Origin of the sequence: Psychrobacillus sp. FSL H8-0484, from assembly GCF_038005325.1 — a bacterium.
GTDB lineage: Bacteria > Bacillota > Bacilli > Bacillales_A > Planococcaceae > Psychrobacillus.
Map to the genome: position 1 here is coordinate 2,820,550 of NZ_JBBOSZ010000001.1, position 26,175 is coordinate 2,846,724.

24 protein-coding genes and 2 tRNA genes are annotated in these 26,175 nt (G+C 36.8%); 7 read left to right on the top strand and 19 right to left on the bottom strand.

All coding sequences use genetic code 11. From position 1 onward, the window contains the following. Nucleotides 1-31: 31 nt before the first annotated feature. From tig to MHH81_RS13745, 3 genes are all read right to left on the bottom strand, one after another. On the bottom strand, nucleotides 32-1,312 hold the full coding sequence (tig, locus tag MHH81_RS13735; protein ID WP_340925251.1) for a trigger factor: 1,281 nt from the start codon (nucleotides 1,310-1,312) through the stop codon (nucleotides 32-34). Nucleotides 1,313-1,447: 135 nt separating this feature from the next. Beyond that, on the bottom strand, nucleotides 1,448-2,455 hold the full coding sequence (locus MHH81_RS13740; protein WP_340922157.1) for a hypothetical protein: 1,008 nt from the start codon (nucleotides 2,453-2,455) through the stop codon (nucleotides 1,448-1,450). Nucleotides 2,456-3,498: 1,043 nt separating this feature from the next. Further along, a complete protein-coding gene (locus MHH81_RS13745) occupies nucleotides 3,499-5,340 on the bottom strand; it encodes a DNA ligase D (protein WP_340922158.1) in 1,842 nt (613 codons plus the stop codon). A gap of 114 nt (nucleotides 5,341-5,454) precedes the next feature. Here MHH81_RS13745 and ku point away from each other — a divergent pair, with 114 nt between their 5' ends. Next, on the top strand, nucleotides 5,455-6,282 hold the full coding sequence (gene ku, locus MHH81_RS13750; RefSeq protein WP_340922159.1) for a non-homologous end joining protein Ku: 828 nt from the start codon (nucleotides 5,455-5,457) through the stop codon (nucleotides 6,280-6,282). Between the two features lie 94 nt (nucleotides 6,283-6,376). Here ku and MHH81_RS13755 read toward each other — a convergent pair whose 3' ends face one another. The 4 genes from MHH81_RS13755 to MHH81_RS13770 form a co-directional block, all read right to left on the bottom strand. Beyond that, nucleotides 6,377-7,843, bottom strand: coding sequence for an alanine/glycine:cation symporter family protein (locus MHH81_RS13755; RefSeq protein ID WP_340922160.1), 1,467 nt, complete (start codon nucleotides 7,841-7,843; stop codon nucleotides 6,377-6,379). Nucleotides 7,844-7,886: 43 nt separating this feature from the next. After that, nucleotides 7,887-9,482, bottom strand: coding sequence for an amidohydrolase (locus MHH81_RS13760; RefSeq protein ID WP_340922161.1), 1,596 nt, complete (start codon nucleotides 9,480-9,482; stop codon nucleotides 7,887-7,889). A 147-nt stretch (nucleotides 9,483-9,629) separates the two neighbouring features. Further along, nucleotides 9,630-10,208, bottom strand: coding sequence for a YitT family protein (locus tag MHH81_RS13765; protein ID WP_340922163.1), 579 nt, complete (start codon nucleotides 10,206-10,208; stop codon nucleotides 9,630-9,632). 182 nt (nucleotides 10,209-10,390) lie between these two features. After that, a tRNA-Arg gene (locus tag MHH81_RS13770) sits at nucleotides 10,391-10,464 on the bottom strand. A gap of 252 nt (nucleotides 10,465-10,716) precedes the next feature. Between MHH81_RS13770 and MHH81_RS13775 the strand changes: the two genes are divergently transcribed. The 5 genes from MHH81_RS13775 to MHH81_RS13795 all read left to right on the top strand — a co-directional run bounded on the left by MHH81_RS13775 (nucleotide 10,717) and on the right by MHH81_RS13795 (nucleotide 16,268). After that, nucleotides 10,717-12,057, top strand: a complete 1,341-nt coding sequence (locus MHH81_RS13775; RefSeq protein ID WP_340922165.1) for a sigma 54-interacting transcriptional regulator — start codon at nucleotides 10,717-10,719, stop codon at nucleotides 12,055-12,057. A gap of 134 nt (nucleotides 12,058-12,191) precedes the next feature. Next, a complete protein-coding gene (locus MHH81_RS13780; protein WP_340922167.1) occupies nucleotides 12,192-13,181 on the top strand; it encodes an ABC transporter substrate-binding protein in 990 nt (329 codons plus the stop codon). 66 nt (nucleotides 13,182-13,247) lie between these two features. Next, nucleotides 13,248-14,045, top strand: coding sequence for an ABC transporter permease (locus tag MHH81_RS13785; RefSeq protein WP_340922169.1), 798 nt, complete (start codon nucleotides 13,248-13,250; stop codon nucleotides 14,043-14,045). Between the two features lies 1 nt (nucleotide 14,046). Beyond that, complete coding sequence (locus MHH81_RS13790; RefSeq protein WP_340922171.1) at nucleotides 14,047-14,889, top strand: ABC transporter ATP-binding protein; 843 nt, start codon at nucleotides 14,047-14,049, stop codon at nucleotides 14,887-14,889. Nucleotides 14,890-14,948: 59 nt separating this feature from the next. Beyond that, nucleotides 14,949-16,268, top strand: coding sequence for an aspartate aminotransferase family protein (locus tag MHH81_RS13795; protein ID WP_340922173.1), 1,320 nt, complete (start codon nucleotides 14,949-14,951; stop codon nucleotides 16,266-16,268). Between the two features lie 344 nt (nucleotides 16,269-16,612). Here the strand turns inward: MHH81_RS13795 and MHH81_RS13800 are convergent. The 11 genes from MHH81_RS13800 to MHH81_RS13850 form a co-directional block, all read right to left on the bottom strand. Beyond that, nucleotides 16,613-16,686 (bottom strand) — tRNA-Arg (locus tag MHH81_RS13800). Between the two features lie 75 nt (nucleotides 16,687-16,761). Further along, nucleotides 16,762-17,265: a metallophosphoesterase family protein gene (locus tag MHH81_RS13805; RefSeq protein WP_340922175.1), complete on the bottom strand. Its 504-nt coding sequence runs from the start codon at nucleotides 17,263-17,265 to the stop codon at nucleotides 16,762-16,764. Between the two features lie 8 nt (nucleotides 17,266-17,273). Continuing rightward, nucleotides 17,274-17,876, bottom strand: a complete 603-nt coding sequence (locus MHH81_RS13810) for an XTP/dITP diphosphatase (protein WP_340922176.1) — start codon at nucleotides 17,874-17,876, stop codon at nucleotides 17,274-17,276. Then, complete coding sequence (gene rph, locus MHH81_RS13815) at nucleotides 17,873-18,634, bottom strand: ribonuclease PH (RefSeq protein ID WP_340922178.1); 762 nt, start codon at nucleotides 18,632-18,634, stop codon at nucleotides 17,873-17,875. Before rph ends, MHH81_RS13810 begins: the two co-directional genes overlap by 4 nt. A 72-nt stretch (nucleotides 18,635-18,706) precedes the next feature. Further along, nucleotides 18,707-19,504, bottom strand: a complete 798-nt coding sequence (gene racE, locus MHH81_RS13820; protein WP_340922181.1) for a glutamate racemase — start codon at nucleotides 19,502-19,504, stop codon at nucleotides 18,707-18,709. Between the two features lie 9 nt (nucleotides 19,505-19,513). Next, entirely contained in the window at nucleotides 19,514-19,978 is a 465-nt protein-coding gene (locus tag MHH81_RS13825) for a MarR family winged helix-turn-helix transcriptional regulator (protein WP_340922183.1), read from the bottom strand. A gap of 77 nt (nucleotides 19,979-20,055) precedes the next feature. Further along, nucleotides 20,056-20,280 (bottom strand): helix-turn-helix domain-containing protein, encoded by a 225-nt coding sequence (locus tag MHH81_RS13830; protein WP_445678094.1) that lies wholly within the window; start codon nucleotides 20,278-20,280, stop codon nucleotides 20,056-20,058. Between the two features lie 61 nt (nucleotides 20,281-20,341). Continuing rightward, nucleotides 20,342-20,794 (bottom strand): acyl-CoA thioesterase, encoded by a 453-nt coding sequence (locus MHH81_RS13835; RefSeq protein ID WP_340922187.1) that lies wholly within the window; start codon nucleotides 20,792-20,794, stop codon nucleotides 20,342-20,344. 141 nt (nucleotides 20,795-20,935) lie between these two features. Beyond that, the gene (gene sdhB, locus MHH81_RS13840; RefSeq protein ID WP_340922189.1) at nucleotides 20,936-21,712 is read right to left on the bottom strand and encodes a succinate dehydrogenase iron-sulfur subunit; all 777 of its coding nucleotides are present in this window, start codon (nucleotides 21,710-21,712) and stop codon (nucleotides 20,936-20,938) included. 1 nt (nucleotide 21,713) lies between these two features. Continuing rightward, nucleotides 21,714-23,474 carry a succinate dehydrogenase flavoprotein subunit gene (sdhA, locus tag MHH81_RS13845; RefSeq protein WP_340922191.1) on the bottom strand — a complete coding sequence of 587 codons (1,761 nt, stop codon included), beginning with the start codon at nucleotides 23,472-23,474 and terminating at the stop codon, nucleotides 21,714-21,716. Between the two features lie 48 nt (nucleotides 23,475-23,522). After that, the gene (locus MHH81_RS13850) at nucleotides 23,523-24,134 is read right to left on the bottom strand and encodes a succinate dehydrogenase cytochrome b558 subunit (RefSeq protein ID WP_340922193.1); all 612 of its coding nucleotides are present in this window, start codon (nucleotides 24,132-24,134) and stop codon (nucleotides 23,523-23,525) included. 293 nt (nucleotides 24,135-24,427) lie between these two features. Here MHH81_RS13850 and MHH81_RS13855 point away from each other — a divergent pair, with 293 nt between their 5' ends. Next, on the top strand, nucleotides 24,428-24,838 hold the full coding sequence (locus tag MHH81_RS13855; RefSeq protein WP_340922194.1) for a YslB family protein: 411 nt from the start codon (nucleotides 24,428-24,430) through the stop codon (nucleotides 24,836-24,838). Nucleotides 24,839-24,893: 55 nt separating this feature from the next. Here MHH81_RS13855 and MHH81_RS13860 read toward each other — a convergent pair whose 3' ends face one another. After that, nucleotides 24,894-26,114 carry an aspartate kinase gene (locus tag MHH81_RS13860; protein WP_340922196.1) on the bottom strand — a complete coding sequence of 407 codons (1,221 nt, stop codon included), beginning with the start codon at nucleotides 26,112-26,114 and terminating at the stop codon, nucleotides 24,894-24,896. Nucleotides 26,115-26,175 lie beyond the last annotated feature (61 nt).

A 26,175-nucleotide genomic window follows, 5' to 3' on the forward strand; every position in this document is an offset into this window, starting at 1 on the left:
TTGTTTTATATTATAACGCTTTAATGACAAATTATGAAATTTTAGCGTTTTCTACTAAGAATTCAACTGTTTTTTGGAAACGAAGGTCATTAGCAAGAACTTCAGTACCACCAAGTGCTTTTTTAATGTCTTCAGCAGCCATGTTAAATTGTGTAGCCATTTTTTCAAGTTCTGCAGTGATATCTTCTTCTGAAGCTTGAAGTTCTTCTTTTAAAGCGATTGCTTCAAGTGTTAAAGAAACTTTCACACGAGTTTTCGCATCTTCAGCCATTTGAGCGCGTAAAGCAGCTTCGTCTTGACCAGAGAATTGGTAGTAAAGGTCTAAATTCATGCCTTGTTGCTCTAAACGTTGACCAAATTCTTGTAGCATACGGTCAGTTTCTGACTGAATCATAGCTTCAGGAATATCGATTGTTGCGTTTGCTGCAGCAACTTCTACTAAATCATCGCGAAGATTTTGTGCGGATGATTGTTTCTTCTGTTCAGCAGCAGCTTCTTTTAATTTTGCACGTAATCCATCGATACCTTCAACTTCAGCATCTACTTCTTTAGCAAAATCATCGTTTAATTCAGGAAGTTCTTTCCCTTTTACTTCTTTAATAGTTACTTTAAATACTGCTGGTTTGCCAGCTAATTCAGCTGCATGGTATTCTTCTGGGAAAGTTACTTCCACGTCTTTTGCGTCACCAGTTTTCAAACCAACTAATTGCTCTTCAAATCCTGGAATGAAAGAGTTAGAACCGATTTCTAATGCGTAATCTGTTCCTGCTCCACCTTCGAATGCAACTTCATCAACGAAACCTTCAAAGTCGATTACAGCAGTATCGCCTTCAACGATAGCATCTTCTTTAACAACTAATTCAGCTAAACGAGCTTGTTGGCTTTTTAATTGCTCTTCAATTTCTTCGTCTGTAACAGTTTCATCTAATTTTGTTACTTCAAGACCTTTGTAATCTCCTAATGTAACTTCAGGTTTTACAACAACTTTAGCAGTAAATACTAAAGGTTGTCCTTTTTCCATAGTTACGATGTCAATTTCTGGTTGATCTACAGGATCAATTCCAGCATCTTCAACTGCATGACCATAAGCATGTGGAAGAATGATATCTAAAGCATCTTGGAATAAAGATTCCACACCATACATTTTTTCAAACATTTGACGAGGCATTTTCCCTTTACGGAAACCTGGTACGTTAATTTGTTTTACTACTTTTTTAAACGCTTGATCTAATCCTTTTGAAACTTCTTCTGCAGTAACTTCAACAGTTAGTAAACCATTGTTTCCTTCTTGTTTTTCCCATTTAACTGACAAATCCATTGACATATATTCTACCTCCAAAAATAAATTACAATAATTTAGCAGCCTGTATTTTCAAGTACAGGACAGTTTTACACTAATTATATTGACAACTTGTATATTATAGCATAGATGACTAGAGTTTCAACATTATTCATTATCTACTACTTCTAAAGAATCTTCCACTAATTTGATTAAATCCAATAACGGATTTGATTGCAATGAACCTATTCCAAATAATGTATCTACATAATCAATATACGTTAAAGCAACCGTTTCATCCTGATAGCCTTCCCACTCAAAAGGAAATAAGGCATATGCATGACGATGCACTAGTTCTGTCGTTAATGCAAGTTTGGAAGGATCTTTTTGTAAGAATTCATGCACATACTCTGTAATGGCATCTCTGCGGCCTATAGCTGTATTAGCAGGAAGTACAGAAGGATTTACTTTTCCCTTGAAACCAAACTTTTTCATTGTAACTTCATCGCTTACCTCAGCACTGCCAAGAAGTAAAAGAGCTAGTGTTTGGATCGTTGGAGCTATACTTTCACTTTCCGCAATTGCTTTAATCTCCGAAATTGAATCTATTATATTTTTGTGAAAAGCCTGTTGTAACAATTGTTCTTGCTGTGGAAAACGAAGACTTGTAAAGTATTCGAGCTCGAGTTTTTCTTTTTCCATTTCGATCACGAGAGGACTATCTTCGACTTCTATTAATATATCTTGTTCAGCTGCAAGTCTTATGCTCAAGTCTTTTAACTGGAGAAGACTATTTATTCGATCTTGTGAAAAGTTATAGTCTCTAAGTAAACGAATTAATACATGATCGAGTTCTTTATATTCTTTCAACTCCACTAATATCGTTAAATATAATTCGACCATTTGTTCAAATACGGGAGACTTTTCCGCTAATAAACTCTCACATATCTCTTTCGCTTCTCGAGGTCGTCTTGTTTCTAATAACGTGAGAACATACACACTCAGAATCATATCATCTAATTTAATATACTTTTTTGCCTCATCAAAACACAATGCTGCTTTTATATAATTACTTTCTTCCGCAAACGCTAAACCATCTGCAATTAAAGTTTCTACCATTCCAGGAAAAACAATCACGTTTTCCTTTTTTTGAAGGAAACGATGCTTTTTCTTCAATTTAATCGCCCGCCTTTACGTTCTATGTATACATAATACTATACCATGTTATTTTCATTGTCTCATTCATAATCGAAGACTTATAAGGGGATGTCACTAAAGTCATACATTGACTGAGAGATGGTCTTTTTTCTAATGTATTGATTTCCGTTCCAGACGGACGCTTTCCGCGGGCACGGCTTCAGTCTCCTCGTCGCTTTCGCTCCTGCGGGGCCTTCAGCTCATGCTATTCCCGCTGGAGTCGCCGTCTTTCACTACAATCAATTGCCCTCTCTATTTTTTCATCATTAGTGATATTACAAGTGTGAGAAATGAGGTAGAGAATTATTTTCTTAATCGTGGTTCTTTAAAGTACTTGCAAACAAACATGTAATTCATTAGAGTATCTCAACCTACAAAATATCACGAACACTGGATTCAAGGAACTTCGATTTTATGTACTATCTTATCTTTGTACAATTCTATGTTAAATTAGACTGTTGTTTTCTAGAAGTTAAAAGAGCATAGTACAAAGAAAAAGGATATCCTAAAAGTCAAAGATAGACAAAGGATATCCTTCCTTTATTTCATACTTCCAACTAAATAAAGTTAGGCTAACGCTAACCAACCAACTTTAGTTTTTAGTATGTCAAGCTCTTCTACTATCTTTTTGTCTGCTTGTTGTATCGTCTAAACTAAAATCACGTTCTCCGCCATTTTGTTGTCCCTACTTTTTGGAGGTAGCTTCTTCGTGTTAATGCTCCTCTTCTTCCCTATACTTTCTTTTTGAATCGTTTTCTTTGATAGTCATAAATTTAATCCTTCTCTAAAAAAAATTAGGCTAGTAAAGAAGACTCCTGTGGGAACAGCTTGAGCAGAAGACCCCACAGGAACGCAGTGACGAGGAGGCTGAAGCCAAGCCCACGGAAAGCGAAGTGGTGGTCCTTGCCGAATTTAATATACAACTCTATGCACCAAAAATTGAGTTTGTCTACAGTCTGTAAGCTAGTAAAGTAGCTTAGTCCTTATATTCCCGCTGATTTAAGAAATAAACATGAAAGTTATTATTTTTTAGAATTTAATAGTTCTTTTAGTTGGCTAAGCACAACTGCAAATTGCTCATTATCTATTTTTTGTCGAAAGTCTCGAAATGGATTACCCTTTTTCTTTATTCGTTCTAGAACAGAAGGGATGGAAAATAAATCTGGCCTTAAAGATTCACATATCTCATCCCAATTTAATGGTGTAGCAACAAGCCCCCGCTCATTTCCCCTTGGAGAATATGGTGCTACAATCGTTTTCCCTTCCTGATGCTGAACATAGTCCAAGTACAATTTATGATGCCGATTCTTTTTCAGCCGCTCCGTTGTAAACCATTGTGGTTCCTGCTCACATAAAAAATCACAAACAAATTTCGTAAATAAACGAGTGTCTTCGTACGAATAAGTATCTATTGGTAAAGGGATATAAATTTGCAACCCTTTCCCTCCGGACGTTTTCACAAATGATGGGAGCTCAAAATGATCAAAAATAGCTTTCATTCGTATAGCTGCTTCAATAGCTAATGAAAACTCATGAACAGAAGGCGGATCCAGGTCAAATACTATTTCGGTTGGCTTAGCCGTTTGAGTAGGTTGAAAAGGAATATGAAATTCTAACGCCAGCTGATTTCCTAACCAAAGTAAGGATTCCACATCATTACAGAGTACATAACGGATATCATCCACCTGCTCCGTTGCAATAAAGCCTGGAAGATGATCTGGCCAATTTTTTTGATAAAAACTTTCACCTATTACGCCATGTGGATAACGAATAACAGTCAATTGACGGTCACGTAAAAAAGGAAGTATATATGGAGATATATGTTGTAAATAAAACAAGTAATCGTCTTTTTGAATACCATTAGCTGGCCAAATAGGTTTTTCCGGATGCGTCACTTGTAGCTTTTCAGGAAGTGGATACAATTGTCGTTGCATTTGCTGCCAACTACAATCACCAGGCTCTTTATCTAGATTAAATCCATGGAACCGTGGTTCTCGTAAACTTTTTCCATCGAAGTCTATACAAGCTATCTCTACACAGATGGACGGTTCAATCTCCCACGTGCTTGCAGTCCTTTTTGTGCCATTAGTTTGAAACAACGTTTTTAATGTATGTAACTCCCCTTCTTGTAGGCCATGACGGAAAGTTACTACTTCTACAAGCACCTCTTTTTCGTATACTGCTCCATGGAAATAGTTATTGCTTTCGTCATATTTTATTAAGATTACACTTATATATCGCCAATTTTTTATTTTTAACCAGTTAATCGTTCGTTTATCGCTATTCCAGCTACTCGTTTGATGCTTGGCTACTATTCCTTCACCATGATTCACAACGATCTTGTTCCATAAAACATCACTATCATGAAACACATCAATTAGTTGAATTCGATTTATGTCCTCATAGTTTGTAGAAATAGGAAGATGAAGCTTTTGAAATAGTGTATGAAGTTGCTTCTTGCGAGTAGTAAGAGAGTCACTTGTTCGATTTTCTCCATGATAATTCAGTATATCAAATACAATAAAATGGCAAGGAAATGCTTTTGCGTGCTTCTCAATCACCTCTTGGTTGCGCATGCGTCCTCTTAATTGAACAATTGAAAAGTTACTTTGAAAATGATTCGTTAGATTTACCAACTCTCCGTCTAGTGTCAAGGGTAGGAAAGGTTTTATTCGTTCATACATTTCATGACAGAAGCTAATAATCTCCGGAAACATCGCATTAAGTATATTTCCATTTCTACTTATAAGAATAGGTTCATCTTCCCATTCTAATATGCATCGAAAACCATCATATTTTACTTCATACAGCCAGTCTTTCCCTAAAGGTATTTCTGTTGCAACAGTTAAAAGCATTGGCTTCAAATGTTTAACCTACTTTCCTATTTTGTTTATCTTTTGATCAATTTACATTCCTAATACATAAAAACAGCCAAAAGATTGCATAGTAAGAAGAAAAGGAATAGTAGGAGGAAATAAATGCATACAGTTTGGAAAGGAAGTATTAGCTTTGGTCTTGTTAATATTCCAATAAAGCTTCATACAGCGACGGAAAATAAGGATATTAAATTACGTCAACTTCATAAAGAATGTCATACACCCATAAGTTATGAAAAAGTTTGTGAGGGTTGTAAAAAAGAAGTGCAGAACGAAGACATCGTAAAAGCCTATGAGTATTCCAAAAATAAATTTGTCGTTTTGGATGCGGAGGAATTAGAGAGGTTAAAAAAAGAAAACGAAGATAAAGCAGTGGAAATAATAGACTTTGTCAAATTAGAGGAGATAGATCCTATTTACTTTGAACGAAGTTACTTCATGGCACCTGATAGTGGTGGTGGAAAAGCATATTCACTTCTAAGAAAAGCCTTACAGGAGTCTGGTAAAATTGGAATAGCCAAAATCATTATTCGTTCGAAGGAACAGTTAGCAATAGTGCGCGTATTTAAAGAAACGCTCCTGATGGAAACCATACATTTTCCTGACGAAGTAAGAAGTGCCTCAGACGTCCCCAATATCCCTAGTGAGCAAACAGTTGTTCAAAGAGAGCTAGACACAGCCCTACTGTTAGTGGATCAGTTAACAACTGCTTTCGACCCTGAAAAATATACAGATGAGTACCGTACAGCCTTAATGGATTTAATTGATGAGAAAAAAGCTAGTAACCAAACAGTAGCAGCGAGCGAAAAACAACCAGCTGCTCCTTCTAATGTGACTGATTTAATGGCTGCCCTTCAGGCCTCTTTGGATAAAACGAAAACGAAAAAACCTCCTACAAGAAAAAGAACCGCGAAGGCAAAAACGTCTTAAAATAATAAACTAGCGACCAACTCAACGGAGAAGGTCGCTGTTTTATTGCATAATATTTCAATCACTTTTCATCAAGTTTTTCGCCTACTAAAGCTTACTTCTTTTTCCGTTTCTTCACTTCATCTTCGTAGAAGACACTGAAATTCGGGTCGATGGTACCGATATTTAAATACCTCGCTTTATAATCTCGAAGTAACTCAAAGAATTTTTTACTTAGTATTAAAATAACGACTAGGTTTACAAATGTAGGGATCGCCGTTGTAATATCAGCAAAATACCAAACCGCTTTTCCTGGAAGGTTATATTTTACTGCATATACAACCATTAAAAAACCTGGTACAGGGTAAAGCCACTTGAATAGAGTTAGAATTTTATATTTTAAGGTAATCTTTTTTTCTGTATTAAATACGTGCCTTAACAATATTTCATAGTACGTATACCAGCCTGTGGAAGTTGTCAATCCAAACAAAAAGATAGATACGGTGAGAATTATTCTACCGAACTCACCAATCCCAATTTCAAATGCGGACAAGGTTAATGCCGCACCATCAAGTCCAGAAGACCATACGCCTGTGATGATAATTGTAAAAGCAGTAATCGAACAGACAATAATGGTATCCACAAATACTTCTACTGATCCCCACATCCCTTGTTTAATCGGGTGATCTGTTTTCGCTGTGGAGTGAATCATCGGAGAAGTTCCCCAGCCAGCCTCATTACTATAAACAGCCCTTGCAACCCCCATCCGGATTACTTGAGCAATAACTGCACCGGTAAAACCACCGACAGCTGCCATACCGGAAAATGCACTATCGAATATTAATGAGAAAACAGGAATAATTTCAGTATAATTTTTGAAGATAATAAACAGGCCTGCTATAACGTAAAACATACACATAAAAGGAACGAGTAAAGATGCAATCTCCCCAATTCGCTTAATTCCACCGTAAATAATAATATAAATAATCGTTAAATAAATGAACGAAGCAGGTATCATTCCAATATTAAATGTAGAGCTTAACGCTTCCGAAATTGTATAGTTTTGTAGCGTAATAAAAAACGTTGTAAAAATGCCGATACCAAAAAGAATGGCAGGTACTTTCCAATACTTAAAATTCTTTTCTTCTCCAAGCCCTTTTTCCATATAGTAAGTAGGTCCGCCATATGGATTTCCTTTTTCATCCGTATTCCGGTAGTAGACGGATAATGTTACTTCTACGGTTTTTGTTATCATTCCTAGAAGAGCAGTGATCCACATCCAAAAAACTGCTCCAGGCCCACCAATTGCAATCGCTGTAGCGACACCTCCTATATTCCCTACTCCGACACTGCCACCAATCGCCGTACTAACAGCTTGAAATGGTGTTAATAGTCCTTTCGAGTCCTCGGATTTGTCTCGTTTGGAAAATACTTTTCCGAAAGTCTGTTTATAAATATGAGGTAAATAGCCGAACTGGAATAACTTACTGCCTATTGTGAAATATACACCAACAAATAAAACAGTAACGATGAGTGGTAATCCCCATAACCACCCTACAATCGTTTCAAGTATTGCATCCATTTTCTTGCCCCCCTTTAGTTTTTACGTACAATTCTCCAAACCATTATTTTCGGTACTTCACTTCTCCCCCGATAACTGTCATCTCCACATCGGTTGTCAAAAGCTCGTCAGCACTGTCCATGGAAAATGGATCACGTGACAGGATAGTCATATCGCAAAGTTTACCAATTTCGAGTGTTCCTTTGTCCATCTCCTCGTTTGTTGCGTAGGCACCTCCTAACGTAAATAATTGAATAGCCTCGTACATCGACAATCTTTCTTGCTCATTGAAACCATTGTGAGTATCCCCATGTTTCTTTCGTGTTACAGCAGCATGAATACCAAGCAGTGGATTTAGTGGCTCAATCGGGGCATCAGAACTTCCCGCACACCATACACCGGCTTGAAGCAGCTTTTTAAAAGGATATGAATAATTTGATCTATCTTCACCTAATCTATCAACAATCCAAGGATAATCACTAGGAACAAATTTGGGTTGAACGTCAGCAATACGATGAGGATTCTTAAGTCTACTAATCAATTCTTCATTCAAAACAGAAACATGTATGAGCCTATCACGATGTTCTACAGGTTCAAATTGATCTAATGCATCTAACACATTTGCTAAGGCTTGATCACCAATGGTATGAATTGCAACTGGCATTTTATATCCTCTTGCCTCTTGAATCATTCGATATATTTCCTCATTGTTATACATGGCATTTCCGAAATTTCCTGGGTCGTCTTCGTATGTCTTTGAAAGAAGAGCTGTACGACCTCCTAAAGCACCATCCGCATAAAACTTTATTGCTCCAATCATTACCTTGTTATTTCCATAGCCAGCAAACATTCCAGAACTTTTCAGTTCGTCCAAATAGGTATAGTCTATTAAAAGGTTACTTCTCGGACCAATTCCTTCTTGGTTAACTAGCTCATCGAATAGTTTATAAGTTTGATTTGCACCATCTAAATAATTCGGATCATTTGTGTGAATACTCGTTAAACCGAGGCGAACAGCGTCATCGAGTGCCATTTTTACTGCACTTTTTAACTGATTGTAATTCTTTTTAGGGATATGTTTTGTAACAATATTTGAAGCGGTCTCCAATAACAGACCGGTAGGTTTTTTTGTAATAGGTTCTAAGACAACAGTACCACCGTATGGTATTGCCATATTGGAGTGATATCCGCATTGAGCCAGCGCTCTACTATTGACCAAAAATGCATGTCCGCATATTCTTGGCAAGAAAAGAGGAGAATAAGGTGCAACATAATCAAGTTCTTCTATAGTTGGAATTCGTTTATCCGGAAAAATATTTTCATCCCATCCACGACCTAATATCCATTCTTCAGGATGTATGGATGCTGCTTTTACTCTAACTGCAGCCAATAGTTTATCTCTTGAATTTACGCCAGTAAGATCTAACTCTTGCGAATTAATGCCTACACTCGAAATATGGAGGTGACTATCTATTAAACCTGGAAGGACGGTTCTTCCTTCTAAATCAATAATTGTTGTTCCATTTCTCCCCCATTGAAGAAGCATATCTTCGTCATTGCCTATCTCAACAATTCTTTCATTACTTGTAACAATAGATTGTGCCATTGGTTCGTTAGGATTCATCGTATATATATTTCCATTGATATAGATGGTTTTCAAAGTCAATTACTCTCCTTTTATTTCTAAAGTATTATCACCATATTTAAGTTAATATTTTAAATATTCAAAATTATTATGTGTTTGAGAAAATTATATGAAAAAACCGAAATCAATAGAACGATTGGAATTACATCAATTAAAAACTGTTCAAGCTTGAACTACATTTCTAGTAAATAAACTAGTTGTAAGAGCAACAAACATAATTGTAATAACGGAGAGAAACAATGTATCGGTCGATAATAAAATACCTCCAAGCAATATTACAAATGAATCAATGAAGAAAATGAGTATCCCCACATTTATACCAGTCTTATCACTTAGGAACTGCGCAATCAGATCCGTACCTCCTGTACTCGTCCGAAATCGAAGCATTAAGCCTATACCACTTCCTACTAAGACCCCTCCTAGAATCGAGCTATACACAGGATTAATCGGAAATAGCGAGTCATTTGTTTTTAGGAAGTCTATAAAAAGAGAAGATGTAATCATGCCATGTAAACTATTATAGAAATAATCTCTATAAGAGACCCAAGCAATAATAAATATAGGGATGCTTAAAACTATAATTGTAAGTCCAGCTTTCAGACCCCATAAATAATTTAAAATTAATCCAATTCCAATAATCCCCCCATCCAATACCTTATAAGGAACTAAAAAAAGATTTATCCCTAAAGATATAAGGATGCTACCGATAACAATGACGATGCTTTTTTTCACAAAATACATTTAAATTCCTCCAAGAATTGGATCTGTATTTAATTTATGAAATAACCTAACTCAAGATGTATAAAAATCCATTTATCTATTTATCCAAAGTGAATAATGTACATACTTTAAAAGAAAACAGAAAAAAGGCTGTACATGTTGTTTAACAACATGTACAGCCTTTTCTTTACTTATTTTATTTACGTCCCAGGAGAGATTCGAACTCCCGACCGACGCCTTAGAAGGGCGTTGCTCTATCCAGCTGAGCTACTGAGACTTATGTATTTTTGGTCAAATCTACGCACTGACAAGTGCTCAACCAAAATTAGCTACTTTCATATTATAATGGAAATTCAATATTTTACAAGCCTATTTTACATTTTTTTTTTTTTGTTTACTCCAACGCCATCTCATCGCACTATGAGCTCATAAAACAACTTTAATTATAAGAATATTTTAAATTTTACTTGTAATAAGATTATTCAGTATTGTATAGTTTTATACAAGAATGAATAAAAGGAGGTTAATTATGAATTCAATGCACCTACTTCCAAATACAGATGAAGAAATCATGGATACCCATGACGAAGATATCATTATTACTACACGAGAAGGAAAAATTATAAAAGTTACGCATATAAGTGGCGAGCATTATGGAATGTCTCCTTCAGAACTTTTAGGTAAGTCCGTTTTAGACTTACAAGCTCAAGGGATTTTCTCACCAGCTATTACTCCTGAAGTGGTGAATAAGAGAAAGAAAATCGTGACAGTTCAAATGACTCCATCAGGTAGAAAAGTGTTAATTACAGGTATTCCACTTTTCAATGAGAAGCGTGAAGTGGAATTCGTAATTAGTTATTCTTACGAGCTTTCTGAACTGATCGTTATGAAAGAGTATTTACAAGATTTAGAAACTGAAATGTCCAAAGTAAAAGAAGAGCTTGCTCATTTACGTGATCAGCATATTCAAATCGACGGTTCCATAATGGAAAGTCAATCTTCCGCATACGCGATAAAAACAGCACTTAAAGTAGCACGTATCGATGCTTCTGTTGTCATTCAAGGAGAGCATGGTGTTGGTAAAACATCATTAGCAAAGTTTATTCATTCACAAAGCAGGCAAAGAGAAGGGGCATTTATAGAGGTGAATTGCAGCACTATACCTGACGCAATCATTGAAACCGCTTTCACTGGACGCCCTGACTCTAATTCACAAGGTTATCTCTCCCTTGCTTCAGGTGGTTCACTTGTTTTAAAAGAAATTGACCAACTGTCTCTTGCTTCGCAATCAATACTATTCCATCTTTTAAACAATCAAACAAATACTCGAATCATTGCAGTTAGTGAGACACCATTAGATGAAATAGTGAACCAAGGGAAGTTTCGAAAAGACTTATTCTACATACTTCATATTGCATCGATATATCTAAAACCATTACGCGAAAGACCTGAAGATCTCGAAAAAGCTATTTCTCTTTATTTGCAGGAACTAAATGAAAAATATCAATACAAGAAGAAATTAGCGGATGATGTCTACATCCATCTGCTTCAGCTTGAATGGAAAGGAAACTTCCGAGAGTTAAAAAATGTGATGGAACGGCTTGTCATCGGAAGTGAAACTAATATCATTACTCTTCAAGACTTACCATTACAATACCAACCTTCTGAAGGAGAGCAAATTGGTATTGAATTGGATGGGCAGACATTACCACATATATTGGAGTTTGTTGAGAAGAAAGTAATGTTGAATACGCAAAAACGCTATAAGACTACTACTGAGATGGCACATGCTTTAGGAATTAGCCAACCTTCCGTCGTTCGTAAGCTAAAAAAATACTCTAGTGCACCGTTAGGAGATGAAATCGAATGATATCAACTTAACTGCAAGATTGATGGCATTTAACCAGTCAGTAAAGGAGGCTCTAGTCCAAGTACATCGCTCTGAACGGCAATTCTTACTCAGAAGCTTCAGATTTTAAAATCAAATAAATTGGAGGAATAAGGATGAAGAAATGGTTATTAGTTGTATGTTCGCTTGTGATATTAATTACGTTGACAGCTTGTGGGAAAAATGATGAGGCAATTCCTGTAAACGGAAAGTCTTCTGAGCCGTTAAAAGTGACCCTTCCTACATGGACAGGATACGGACCACTCTTTTTAGCTGAAGAAAAAGGATTTTTCGAAAAAAATGGTGTAGATGTAGAACTTTCTGTTATTGAAGGCTTGGGCGAACGTAAAGCTGCTTTAGCTGGTGGAAAAGTCGATGGCATGGCGACAGCATTAGACGTGCAAGTTACTTTCGCCGGTGCTGGTATCCCAGTTGAAGTTGTATGGTTATTTGATGATTCATATGGTGGCGATGGAATTCTTGTAAAAAATGATATTAATAGTGTAAAAGATTTAAAAGGCAAAAAAATGGCTTTCGAAGTAGGCTCAACTAGCCAAATGCTTGCATTAACGGCATTAGCACAAGGTGGACTAACAGAAGAGGATGTAACAGTCGTACAAATGTCAGCAGGTGATGCTGGAGCTGCCTTCGCAGCTGGACAAGTAGATGCTGCTGTAACTTGGGAACCTTGGTTATCTAAGGGTGCGGAAGCGAACGGGAAAGTATTGTTATCAACAAAAGACTTACCTGGTATTATCATCGACACCGTTGCCTTTCACGAAGACGTTATAAAAAACCGTCCCGAAGATGTTAAAGCATTTGTAAAGGCAATGGGAGAAGCGATGGATTTCTGGAAGGACAATAAAAAAGAAGCAAACGAAATCATGGCAAAAGGTTTAGGAATTGATGTAGCGGAATTTGAAGCAACCGAAACTGGTTTGAAGTTTTTCTTGAAAGAAGATAACGATAAACTATTCGGAACAGATGCAAAAAAAGGATCGATTTATGAATCTGCAGAGAATGCTATTCAATTCTACAAAGACCAAGATATGCTGGAGAATGACTTAAAAGCAGAAGATATTATCAATTCTAGCTTTCTAAAATAAGAAATGAATGTGTCGTTAAGCTTTTAACGACACATTTTACAAAGGTTCAAAGATGGAGGTTATAGAATGATGGGGAAATGGTTTACTCCAAAAAAAGAAATATCTAAAGGAATTTATACTTCAGTTGGATTTATCACATTTATTTTAGTTCTCGGAATTTGGTCATTGCTTAGCTATAGCGGGTTAGTTAATCCTTTATTTTTACCTACCCCTACAACTGTGTTAGCAACAGCGACAGAGTTGTTTGTGAGTGGCGACATTTTTTCCGATATCGGCATTAGTTTTTCAAGGGTGTTTACAGGGTTTCTTATAGCTGCACTAATAGGAATACCTTTAGGAATACTTATGGGGTCATTGCGAATTATGGAAGGCGCATTTGAACCTATTATCGGTTTTATCCGTTATATGCCAGCTTCAGCATTTATCCCACTATTAATATTATGGATCGGTCTTGGCGAGTCAGAAAAAATGGCAGTTATTTTCTTAGGGACATTTTTTCAGCTAACTCTAATGGTTATGGATGTTACAAAAAATGTGCAAAACGATCTGATTGACGTTTCTTACACGTTAGGTGCTAAAAATGCGCAGATTTTTACGAAGGTTATTCTCCCTGCTTCCTTACCAGGAATTGTAGATACGCTTCGTATTACATTCGGATGGGCATGGACTTATCTAGTAGTGGCGGAGATTGTTGGAGCATCCAGCGGTTTGGGGCATATGATTATGCAAGCATCGCGCTTCCTGCAACCAGACAAGATAATTGTAGGTATATTAATAATAGGTTTATTAGGCCTTATTACAGATATTATTTTCAAATCCATTTACCGGGCTTCGTTTTCTTGGATGAGAAAGGATGGTTTTTAAGATGGTTTCACAAAAACTCGACACGAATACAGTATTAAACAATAAAGAAATAGTAATTCCTAAGATCATCGCACCAAAATTAGAAATTAAAGATGTAGGGAAAATATTTAAGACGAAATCTGGCGAAACAGTTGCTCTCGAAAAAACTTCATTTACCGTCAAGGACGGAGAGTTTGTGACCATATTAGGACCTTCAGGTTGTGGGAAGTCCACAATCTTGCGCATCGTAGCTGGATTAGAAGAATCAAATTCGGGGAAAGTTCTTTTAGATGGGCAAGAAATTAATGGCCCTGGACCTGATCGTGGAATGGTCTTTCAGTCCTACACCTTGTTTCCATGGTTAAATGTCAAAGATAATATTACGTTTGGTTTAAAACTAAAAGGTGTTAACCAAAAAGAACGAGACGATTTGGCTAGACATTATTTACAATTAATAGGTTTAGAAGGATTTGAGAAGCACTACCCTATTCAGTTGTCTGGTGGTATGAAACAACGGGTAGCTATTGCACGCGCTTTGGCAAACGATCCTAAAATTCTATTAATGGATGAACCTTTCGGAGCTCTTGATGCCCAAACTAGAACGATTATGCAAGAGGTACTGCTAAAAGCATGGGAAGACTCTAAAAAAACAATACTATTTATTACACACGATGTAGATGAATCTATCTTCTTAGCCGATTCCGTGTATGTGATGACAGCAAGACCTGGACGTCTAAAGAAAAAAATACCGATTACATTAGATAGACCGAGAGAATACAGTATGAAAAGTACTGTAGAATTCGGAAACTATAAAGAGGAATTATTATCTCTTATTCGAGAAGAAAGCTTGAAATCTATTAAATAAATGCACTCCCCTGCTTCATACTATTAAAAAATCGCAATACGACTATGGAGGTCAAGTGTATGGAAAACAAATGGGATCATCTTGTACAAAACATGCCGAATCGGTTAGCACCGAGTATGGCCAAGGATCACCCAAATTTACCCGTTGTGAAAGAAGAAGGATGTTACTACTTCGGTGTAGATGGAAAGAAATATCTAGATTTTACATCTGGCATTGCCGTAACAAATGTCGGTCATCGCCACCCAAAGGTTGTTCAAACTATTAAAGATGCTGCTGACGGTTTAATGCACGGCCCATCAGGAGTAATAATGTATGAATCTATTTTAAGATTAGCAGATGAACTTGCCGAGATTATGCCTGGTGATTTGGACTGCTTTTTCTTCGCTAATAGTGGAACAGAAGCAATAGAAGGTGCTCTTAAACTCGCGAAGTATGTGACAAAACGTCCATATGTGGTTTCATTTACTGGCGGTTTTCACGGGCGCTCATTAGGAGCGTTGGGTGTAACAACTTCTAAAAGTAAATATCGCAAATTTATGCAACCATCAGGCCTTACATATCAAATACCTTATGCAAATACGAAAGCATGCCCACCTGGTACGGATCCGGAGACTTATGTCATCGATAAATTAGAAGCAGATTTCGCTTCCTTATTTAGCCACCAAGTAACACCTGAAGAAGTGGCTTGCGTTATTCTAGAGCCTGTTCTTGGAGAAGGTGGCTATGTTGTTCCACCTAAAGGTTGGCTGAAAAAAGTGCGAGAAATATGTGATCGTCACCAGATTTTGCTTATATTTGATGAAGTCCAAACTGGATTTGGTAGAACGGGCGATTGGTTTGCTGCACAAACATTTGATGTTACCCCAGACATTATGGCAATAGCAAAAGGAATCGCATCTGGCCTACCTTTAAGTGCAACCGTTGCTTCTAATAAACTAATGAAACAATGGCCACTTGGTAGTCACGGTACAACGTTCGGTGGTAATCCAATTGCTTGTTCTGTCGCACTAACTACATTGGAAATAATGAAAGAAGAAAATCTATTAGAAAATACAAGACAAATGGGAAATTATGCAGTTCAGCAACTTGAAATGATTAAACAACGCCATAGTGTTATAGGAAGTATTCGTGCGGTCGGTTTAATGATTGGAATTGAAATTATTGATATTAAAACTGGTGGTCCTAACGGAGAAGGATTATTAAAAATTCTTGATTTAGCTCTTCAAAAAGGTGTTTTATTCTATCTATGCGGAAATCATGGTGAGGTTATTCGAATGATTCCACCATTAATTGTTACAAAAGAACAAATTGACGCAGGCTTACAAATGCTAGATGAAGCATTAACGGAGTATGAAGCATCGTTACTAAGCTTGAAGTAAGGTACACTCTCCTCTATCACAGTGAAATTAATTTCCTTTTAAAATTATCATAATTCTTTTTAAAGGAATGAATTCAAAATAACTAAATTTAAATAGTCAGACCACAGTCAGACCACACCATCGTGATCAACATTTTCATCTCTGACCGTATATGGCATTTTCTAATCGTATAGAAAAAAATGTGACCGAATAACAACTTTCTAGTCATTTCTTGCATTTGTGTAGTATCCATTCTTTTCTTGCATTGTTTTTAATGATTTTACGAAATAAAAAAATCCGCAAACATTGTTGTAACAACGTTTGCGGATTTTTTTCTTCTTTATTAGTTGTGATTTACTTCGATACGTCCCAGGAGAGATTCGAACTCCCGACCGACGCCTTAGAAGGGCGTTGCTCTATCCAGCTGAGCTACTGAGACAAGTACTCCCCCACCATACAGTTAGGAAAGACAAGATTTATTATATAACGATCACAAGTGAAAGTCAACCACATTTCAAATAAAGTTAAGATTTACTTGTTCTAATAGCTTATGTTCATCGGTATAGAATAGAACACTCCATGCATTCTCCAGTTTTTGAATGATTGCATAGCTTTTTTCTTTACGCCCTCGAGGCTTATGTAAGCTGCCTGGATTCACAAACAGGATGCCGTTTTGCAATTCTGCACCGAGTAAATGTGAATGACCAAAGCATACGATCGATGCTTGTACCTCTTGTGCTCGATAGTTAAGGGGCATAAGAGTTGATTTTACGTTATGCTTATGGCCATGAACCACAAATACTTTATTATTTGCTAAATCGAATAAAGCTTCATCCTCAAAAAGCTCATCAAAGTCACAATTTCCACGAACAATATGAATGGATGTACCTTCAAAATAAGCAGCATCTAATTCACTATCGCCACAATGGATAACCGCATCTACATCCTGGCAATGCTGAATTACTTGCTCCATCGTCTCTGTATCTCGGTGAGTATCGCTAAGTACTAATAATTTCATTCCCAGACCTACGCATCTTGTAGCAAGTCAGTTAAATTAGAAGCAAGCTGTTTGATCGCATTTCCTCGATGTGAAATAGCCCCTTTTTCTTCTCCTGAAAGCTCAGCCATCATCTTTTTCTCAGATGGAACATAAAATATTGGGTCATAACCGAAACCATTATTCCCTTTTCTTTCTGTAGCAATCATACCTTCACAAGTACCTCTTACAGTAAACGGCTCTTTCGTAGGAGAAGCCACAGCTATTGCACAAACAAATCTAGCAGATCGTTCTAAATCTTTCACATCTTTAAGTTCTTCTAACACTTTATCGATATTTGCTTCGTCGCTTTTCTCTTCGCCTGCGTATCTTGCAGAATAGATGCCTGGACGGCCGTCTAAGGCGTCAATTTCAAGTCCACTGTCATCTGCAATGACAATTGTTTGCAAGTGATCAGCAAGCGCTGTCGCTTTTAATAGAGCATTCTCTTCAAAAGTTGTTCCCGTCTCTTCTACGTCCATCTCTTCCGCTACATCATGTAGAGTTAACACTTCATACCCAAGTGGACCAAAAAGTGCTTCAAAATCTTTTGCTTTTCCTTTATTTTTCGTCGCTATAATAATTTTTTTCATTCGGAATCAAATCCTTTCTCCCCGATTTTAGATGCTAGTTGTCCTAGTGCCTCACGTTGGATAGCCATCAGTTGTTGAATTCCAATTTCACCAAACTCCAATAACTCCAACAATTCCTTTTTAGAGAACGTCGCTTCTTCACCAGTTCCTTGAAGCTCTACATATTCCCCGTTGCTTGTTTGGACAATATTCATATCAACAGAAGCAGAAGAATCCTCCTCATAATTTAAATCTAAAACAACTCCTACGTTTTCAATTACTCCTACGCTTGTCGCAGCTAAATACTCACGTACCGGAAATTTAGGAAGTTGTTTCTTGTCATATAACTTTCCAAGGGCTATCGTTAAAGCAACAAATGCTCCTGTAATACTTGCTGTTCGAGTTCCACCGTCCGCTTGAATAACATCACAATCAATCCAAATCGTTTTTTCTCCAATGACTTCTAAATCAACTACGGAGCGCAATGCTCGTCCAATAAGACGTTGGATCTCCATTGTACGACCAGTTACTTTCCCTTTGGAAGACTCACGTTGCGTACGTGATTCTGTGGCACGTGGGAGCATAGAGTATTCCGCTGTGATCCATCCTTTACCTTGTCCTCTTAAAAATGGGGGTACACGATCTTCAATCGTCGCATTACAAATAACCTTAGTTCGTCCTACTGTTATTAAAACAGAACCTTCTGGATGCATTAAATAATCCGTTTCAATCTGTACATCTCTCAGTTGCTTAACTTCTCTTCCATCAGTTCTAATCATAAATATCTCCTTTTTATATACCTTTACGCAAAAGAAGACCCCGCTATATCGAGGTTTCTCAAGCTAACAGGGTCAATTGAATGAAATTGTTCGTACATCTGCATTCGGTAACTCTAACCACTTCTCTACAATTGTTTTAAATATTGGTACCGAGCCTGACGTATAAAATACAGGTGTTTTCACTTCTTTTATCGGATGGTGCATTTGGTGGTAATCTAAGTATTCCATGACATCATGAGCCGTTTCTTCTGCAGAGGAAAGCACACTAACATTATTCCCTACTACTTCTTCGATATGCTTTTGTAATAACGGATAATGCGTACATCCAAGAATAACCGTATCAAATTGCTCTGACTTTAATGGCAGCAACGTTTCAAATACCATATTGCGAGCAAATTCCCCTTCATATTCATTACTTTCTACGAGTGGAACAAACGTAGGGCAGGCAAGTGGTATGACTTTACTTGACGTATTCAAAGCCGCTATAGCTTTTTCGTACGCCCCGCTCTTAATCGTACCGCTTGTACCCAACACTACAATTTCATTTCTTTTTGTAGCTTTAATAGCTGCTCTCGCTCCTGGAAAAATAACACCAATAACAGGAAAAGGCATTTTATTGTTCAATGAATTAAGCGCCACTGCTGTAGCTGTGTTACAGGCTATAACAAGCATTTTTATATTCATTTTAGACAAAGCAATGGCCATTTGCCATGTAAATTTTCGTACTTCTTCACTTGATCTTGGTCCATATGGACATCTTGCTGTATCGCCAATATAAATTATTTCTTCATTAGGCAGAAGTTGCATAATTTCTTTTGCAACGGTTAATCCACCGACTCCAGAGTCTATAACACCGATTGGGGCATTCACTTTAATTCCTCAGTTCTTTTTCATCTCTTGGTGTAACTTTTTTAATAATATTGCTAGGTTCGCTGCTTCGTCTTGATCAAATTGATCTAGTATATCTTTTAAGTACTGTTGTCGTTTATCAATTACTTCTTCGATGATTCGTTCGCCTTCTTTTAATAAATGAATACGTACGACACGACGATCTTGTTCATCTCTTACTCGTTGAACAAGTTCACTTCTTTCCATTCGGTCAATTAAATCTGTCGTCGTACTAAAAGCTAAATACATTTTATTGGATAAATCACCAATTGTCATGTCTCCAAGTTCAAATAGCCATTGAAGTGCTACAAACTGAGGTGGCGTAATTGTATATGCATTTAAAATTTGACGCCCTCTTTGCTTAATAATCCCTGATATATGTCGGAGTTCCTTTTCTAAAAAAGCAACATCATCTTGACTATGATCATGTCTAATATTATTTATTTCATCTGCCATATAATCCTTCACTCCTCAAAACAATACTAACTATTTAATATTGTGACTTGTTCTGAGGAAAATGGCAAGGATTCAAATCAATTTAAGGATAATTCACCTAATCTTAATAGTTCAACAATTGCTTGTGACCTTCCCGATACCCCTAACTTTTGTATTGTATTAGAAATATGGTTTCTTACAGTTTTTTCACTAATAGATAGCGTTACTGAAATATCTTTCGTAGAATTATCCTCTACTAGTAATTGAAAAATTTGACGTTCTCTGTTCGTCAGTATTGATCGATGCTGATTACTATCGTACAATGCCATAGCCCCCTATCCACTCTCCTACTAACGTATGTAGCATGAGGATAGTAGGTGACGGCTAGTTAACACTCTTTTGAAAAACTTCTTTATCTTTTTCTGTCCATTTTGATGCTTTTCCTGTTTTCTTATCAATTTGAACAATTGCCCCTCTACCAGTGAAAACAATTTCCCCTTTTTCATTTTTACCCATGTAGTGAATATCTACAGAGGAGGACCCAATTGTATTTGCCTTCACATATATACGCAGTTTTTCATCAAAGAAAACCTGTTTTACATAATCACATTGCAAATCAGCTACGACAGGAATTTTTTCTCCTTTAGGATTTAACCAATCGTTCATTAGATTTATATGTTTGAAGTATTCAATGCGTGCATACTCAAAATAAGCAAAGGTCACAGTATTATTTAAATGTCCATACATATCCGTTTCTGAAAAACGAACGCTAACCTCTGCGTAAAAAGCAAATCCTTGTTCCCAACTTGCAGCATCTTCTATGTAACTAGGTCTCATATACTAATCCCCCTATGTTGAATTATTAGTGGATAATTCAGGTTTGCAACATTCTGAAAATGGATAATTATTCACTTATTGTATCAGAGAAAGAAAAAATCTGCATAGAATAATATTCTACGCAGACTTCCTAATAAAGTATTAGTCAACCATATGGTCGCTTCCGAAGAAGTTTTTGAACATTTGGACTGTTGTATCGCGGTTTAAAGCAGCGATAGAAGTTGTTAAAGGAATACCTTTTGGACATGCAACTACACAGTTTTGTGCGTTACCACAGTTTGCAAGGCCTCCATCTCCCATAATTGCATTTAAGCGCTCATCTTTGTTCATTGCGCCAGTTGGATGCGCATTAAACAGACGAACTTGTGAAAGTGGAGCTGGCCCTATAAAGTTTGAACCACTGTTTACGTTTGGACAAGCTTCCAAACATACACCACAAGTCATACATTTTGATAATTCATATGCCCATTGGCGTTTGCGTTCTGGCATACGTGGACCTTCTCCAAGATCGTAAGTACCATCAATAGGAACCCATGCTTTTACTTTTTTCAAAGCATCAAACATACGCGTTCTATCTACTTGAAGGTCACGAACTACTGGGAATGTTTTCATTGGTGCTAATTGAATCGGTTGTGTCAATTGGTCTATAAGAGCAGAACATGATTGACGTGGACGACCATTAATAACCATGGAACAAGCTCCACAAACTTCTTCTAAACAACTCATATCCCAAGCTACTGGAGTAGTAGCTTTTCCATCAGCGTTAACTGGATTTTGACGAATTTCCATTAAAGCAGAAATAACATTCATATTTGGACGCCAGTTCACTTCGAATTTTTCCCAATAGGGTGTGGATTCAGGTGTATCTTGACGGAAAATTTCTATTTGTACTTTTTTCGTTTCAGTTGCTGTAACCATTTTATTTCTCTCCTTTCGTAGAAGAATAATCACGTTTACGAGGTGCAATAAGAGATACATCTATTTCTTCATAATGGAAAATTGGAGTCCCTGTTGCAGGATCAAATTTCGCCATTGTCGTTTTCATGAACTCTTCATCATTACGCTCTGGGAAGTCAGGTTTGTAATGTGCGCCTCGGCTTTCGTTACGTTGAAGTGCTCCAATCGTAATAACGCGAGCTAAGTATAACATGTTCTTCAATTGACGAGTAAATGAAGCACCTTGGTTCGACCATTGTTGTGTATCATTCATATTGATATGTTCATATCGTTCAAGTAATTCTTGAATTTTTTTATCTGTAGCTTCCAGTTTGTCATTGTAACGAACAACTGTTACATTGTCTGTCATCCACTCACCTAGTTCTTTATGAAGTAAGTATGCATTTTCAGTACCTGACAGCGCCATTGTTTTATCCCATTTCTCTTGCTCAAGTTTAACTTCCGCTTCAAAAATAGTAGCGTCCATATCTTCAGCATGAGTATCAAGATGTTTCATATATTTTACTGCATTAGGACCAGCAACACTTCCTCCGAATACAGCAGATAGTAGTGAGTTTGCTCCTAAACGGTTTGCACCATGTTGTGAATAATCACATTCTCCTGCAGCAAATAAACCAGGAATATTCGTCATTTGATCTTCATCTACCCAAAGTCCACCCATAGAATAGTGAACCGCTGGGAAGATCTTCATTGGTACTTTACGAGGGTCATCACCTGTGAATTTCTCATAAATTTCGATAATGCCACCTAGTTTTACGTCTAGTTCATGAGGATCTTTGTGTGAAAGATCTAGATACACCATGTTTTCTCCGTTAATACCAAGTTTTTGGTTAACACATACGTCAAAGATTTCACGTGTTGCGATATCACGTGGAACCAAGTTACCATACGCAGGATATTTTTCTTCTAAGAAATACCAAGGCTTGCCGTCTTTGTAAGTCCAAATACGTCCACCTTCACCACGTGCAGATTCTGACATTAATCGTAATTTGTCATCACCAGGGATTGCAGTTGGGTGAATTTGAATAAATTCTCCATTTGCATAATATGCACCTTGTTGATAAACGATAGAAGCTGCTGAACCAGTGTTAATAATTGAATTCGTCGTTTTCCCAAAGATAATACCAGGTCCACCAGTAGCCATAATTACTGCATCCCCACGGAAAGCACGAATTTCCATTGTTTGAAGATTTTGCGCTTTAATACCGCGACAAACACCTTCACTATCTTTAATTATTCCAAGGAATTCCCATCCTTCGAATTTCGTAACAAGACCATCTACTTCAAAACGACGCACTTGCTCATCCAAAGCATATAGAAGTTGTTGACCAGTTGTTGCACCAGAAAATGCTGTACGGTGCATCAAAGTACCACCAAAACGACGGAAATCTAATAATCCTTCCGGTGTACGGTTGAACATAACACCCATACGGTCAAACAAACTAATAATTCCAGGAGCAGCATCAGTCATTGCTTTTACTGGTTTCTGGTTTGCTAAGAAGTCTCCACCATAGACAGTGTCATCTAAGTGTACTGCTGGTGAATCTCCTTCTCCTTTTGTATTTACAGCCCCGTTAATACCGCCTTGCGCACAAACAGAGTGTGAGCGTTTTACAGGAACTAATGAAAATAGATCTACGTGTGTGCCATCTTCGGCCGCTTTCATTGTTGCCATTAATCCAGCTAAACCACCGCCGACAACAATAAGTTTACTTTTTGCCATGCTATTCTCACTCCTTATTTAATAGTAGTTGATTGTGTAGAAGGTTCCTTATACGAATGCTAAAAGAGCTTGTACGCCAACTACAGATAACGCTAAGAAGATTACTAATGTTACATATGTAGCAACTTGTTGTGATTTTGGAGATTGAGTAATACCCCAGCTAACTAAGAATGACCAAATACCGTTAGCTAAATGGAATGTAGCTGAAATTATCCCTACAATATAGAAGCCTAACATCCATGGATTTGATAATATTTCTGCCATCATATTAAAATTAACTTCTTTTGCTCCAATTGCAGCTTGAAATCTTGTTTCAAATACATGCCAAGCGATGAATACAACAAGAAAAATCCCAGTAAAACGTTGTAAAATAAACAAATAGTTGCGAAGTGTTCCAAAGTTTTTTGAATTATTTTTTGCAGTAAATGCAATGTAAATCCCGTAAAACGCATGGTACATTAATGGTAAGTAAATTACGAAAATCTCCAGCATTAATTTGAATGGAAGACTCTCCATAAAATGTGTTGCACCATTAAATGCCTCTGCACCTCTTGTAGCAAAATGGTTTACTACTAAATGTTGCGTCACAAACAATCCAACAGGAATTATTCCTAATAAAGAATGTAATCGGCGCAAGTAAAATTCGCGATCTTTCGACAAAACAGGTACCTCCCTCATATTTACATTTGACAAAGATGAATTACTATCGTAATAGAACAATAGGTATCATCACTTGTTCACATATTCATGTTACGAATTTATGACATATCCATTGTACTCTCAACATTTTTGAGCGTCAAGGCAGGATTAATTATTTAAGTAATCTTTCTACTTTCATTCCTCTATAATGATTGAATTATTTTTTCACAAACTATTCGGTTACCAAGACAAATTTATTTATGATAAAATAAACAAGATAGATTAATATTTTTTTTGGAAAGATGGGTTGCTACTTGAATGAAAAAGAACATTCACATGTAACTTCCTTTGGATATGAATTAATAAGAGACCACGTGCTTGCTTCTATTCTCGGAAAACATGAAAAAGACATATTATATTGGGCTGGAAAAGATCTTGCTCGCAAATTTCCACTCTATTCGATGGAAGAAGCCATCTCTTTCTTCCAAGAAGCAGGATGGGGTACACTAGAACTCGATAAAACAACAAAGGATTCTGCTTACTATACATTACATACGTATAATTTACCCCAAAGTGGGATAAGTCGCAGCCACCGACTAGAAGCTGGCTTCTTAGCAGAGCAACAACAAAAAATAGCTGGTTACTTAACTGAATGCTATGATGAACAATTAAAAAAGAATGGAATCGTTACTTTTCATATTAAATGGGATATAAAAAGTAAATAATCCAACGAAAAGCAATGTACATGTCATAGACTATGTACATTGCTTTTTTCGCTTCTTACTGGCTAAGTCCTAATTTAAATTCATCGTGTAATGCATTAGCTGCAAGAATCATATTTTGTTGGGGTACCACGACGGAAACTTTTATTTCAGAAGTACTCACCATTTTCACCGGAATATTTTCTTTACGCAAACGATCGAACATTTGTGCAGCGACACCAGGATTAGAAACCATACCAGACCCAACGATTGAAACCTTTGCTAGACCCACCTCAAAATCAGCAAATGTAAAACCAAGCACTTCTTTATGAGTTTCTAAAACTGTAATTGCTTCTGATAAGGATTCTTTTTTTATAGAAAATGAAACAGTTGGTTTTACACCATCTACAATGGATTGAACAATAATATCTACATCTATATGATTATTAGCAAGTGTAGTAAAGATAGAAGCTAACGAACCGTTAAAAGGAACTTCGTACTCTATCGTTAATCGAACAATATCCGATTCAAATGCTACTCCACGAACTACTAAATTTTTTTCCACGTCTACTTCCTCCTTTAAAATAGTACCCTCATTTTCTACATAGCTGGAACGAACTCTTAATGGAATATTATAGTTTTTTGCAAATTCCACTGCTCTTGGATGCAATACACCTGCACCTAAATTAGCAAGCTCAAGCATTTCGTCATATTCCAACTGCTCTAATTTCCTTGCATTTGGGACGAATCGTGGGTCTGAAGTAAATACCCCTTCTACATCTGTATAAATGTCACAAATATCCGCCTCTATTGATACAGCAATTGCTACTGCAGTTGTATCTGATCCACCTCTACCAAGCGTCGTAATTTCTCCATCGCTTGAAACCCCTTGAAATCCCGCAACAATGACTACTTTATCTTCCTCTAACAAGTTCAGAATTTTAGAGCCATCCAAATTTTCTACTCGAGCATTTCTATATACATTGTCTGTTTGTAAGCCTGCTTGCCAACCTGTTAAAGAAATGGCATCAATGTCTAAAGCATTTAATTGGATTGCAAGTAAAGACATCGTTACCTGTTCTCCAGTGGTTAACAGCATATCCATTTCTCTTTTAGTGGGACTTTCCGTTATTTCATGTGCTAGTTTCACTAACTCATCTGTCGTTTTCCCCATGGCTGAAACGACAACCACAATATCATGACCTTTTTCTTTTTCTTTGCGTATTCGATTAGCTACATGTGCAATTTTTTCTGTAGTCCCAACAGAGGTACCACCAAACTTCATAACAATTTTACTCATGAACATTATCTCCCTTTTTTATCTGCAAGGATTAAAAAATGCTTTTCACATATTGTGAAAA

Excerpts from the sequence above, each read along its gene's own strand:
- MHH81_RS13810 (WP_340922176.1), bottom strand. The coding sequence starts at position 17,876 with ATGAAAAAAATTATTATAGCGACGAAAAATAAAGGAAAAGCAAAAGAT.
- MHH81_RS13780 (WP_340922167.1), top strand. The coding sequence starts at position 12,192 with ATGAAGAAATGGTTATTAGTTGTATGTTCGCTTGTGATATTAATTACG.
- MHH81_RS13835 (WP_340922187.1), bottom strand. The coding sequence starts at position 20,794 with ATGAGACCTAGTTACATAGAAGATGCTGCAAGTTGGGAACAAGGATTT.
- rph (WP_340922178.1), bottom strand. The coding sequence starts at position 18,634 with ATGATTAGAACTGATGGAAGAGAAGTTAAGCAACTGAGAGATGTACAG.
- MHH81_RS13790 (WP_340922171.1), top strand. The coding sequence starts at position 14,047 with ATGGTTTCACAAAAACTCGACACGAATACAGTATTAAACAATAAAGAA.
- MHH81_RS13775 (WP_340922165.1), top strand. The coding sequence starts at position 10,717 with ATGAATTCAATGCACCTACTTCCAAATACAGATGAAGAAATCATGGAT.
- MHH81_RS13795 (WP_340922173.1), top strand. The coding sequence starts at position 14,949 with ATGGAAAACAAATGGGATCATCTTGTACAAAACATGCCGAATCGGTTA.
- sdhB (WP_340922189.1), bottom strand. The coding sequence starts at position 21,712 with ATGGTTACAGCAACTGAAACGAAAAAAGTACAAATAGAAATTTTCCGT.
- MHH81_RS13755 (WP_340922160.1), bottom strand. The coding sequence starts at position 7,843 with ATGGATGCAATACTTGAAACGATTGTAGGGTGGTTATGGGGATTACCA.
- ku (WP_340922159.1), top strand. The coding sequence starts at position 5,455 with ATGCATACAGTTTGGAAAGGAAGTATTAGCTTTGGTCTTGTTAATATT.
- sdhA (WP_340922191.1), bottom strand. The coding sequence starts at position 23,474 with ATGGCAAAAAGTAAACTTATTGTTGTCGGCGGTGGTTTAGCTGGATTA.
- MHH81_RS13860 (WP_340922196.1), bottom strand. The coding sequence starts at position 26,114 with ATGAGTAAAATTGTTATGAAGTTTGGTGGTACCTCTGTTGGGACTACA.
- MHH81_RS13765 (WP_340922163.1), bottom strand. The coding sequence starts at position 10,208 with ATGTATTTTGTGAAAAAAAGCATCGTCATTGTTATCGGTAGCATCCTT.
- MHH81_RS13825 (WP_340922183.1), bottom strand. The coding sequence starts at position 19,978 with ATGGCAGATGAAATAAATAATATTAGACATGATCATAGTCAAGATGAT.
- MHH81_RS13785 (WP_340922169.1), top strand. The coding sequence starts at position 13,248 with ATGATGGGGAAATGGTTTACTCCAAAAAAAGAAATATCTAAAGGAATT.
- MHH81_RS13805 (WP_340922175.1), bottom strand. The coding sequence starts at position 17,265 with ATGAAATTATTAGTACTTAGCGATACTCACCGAGATACAGAGACGATG.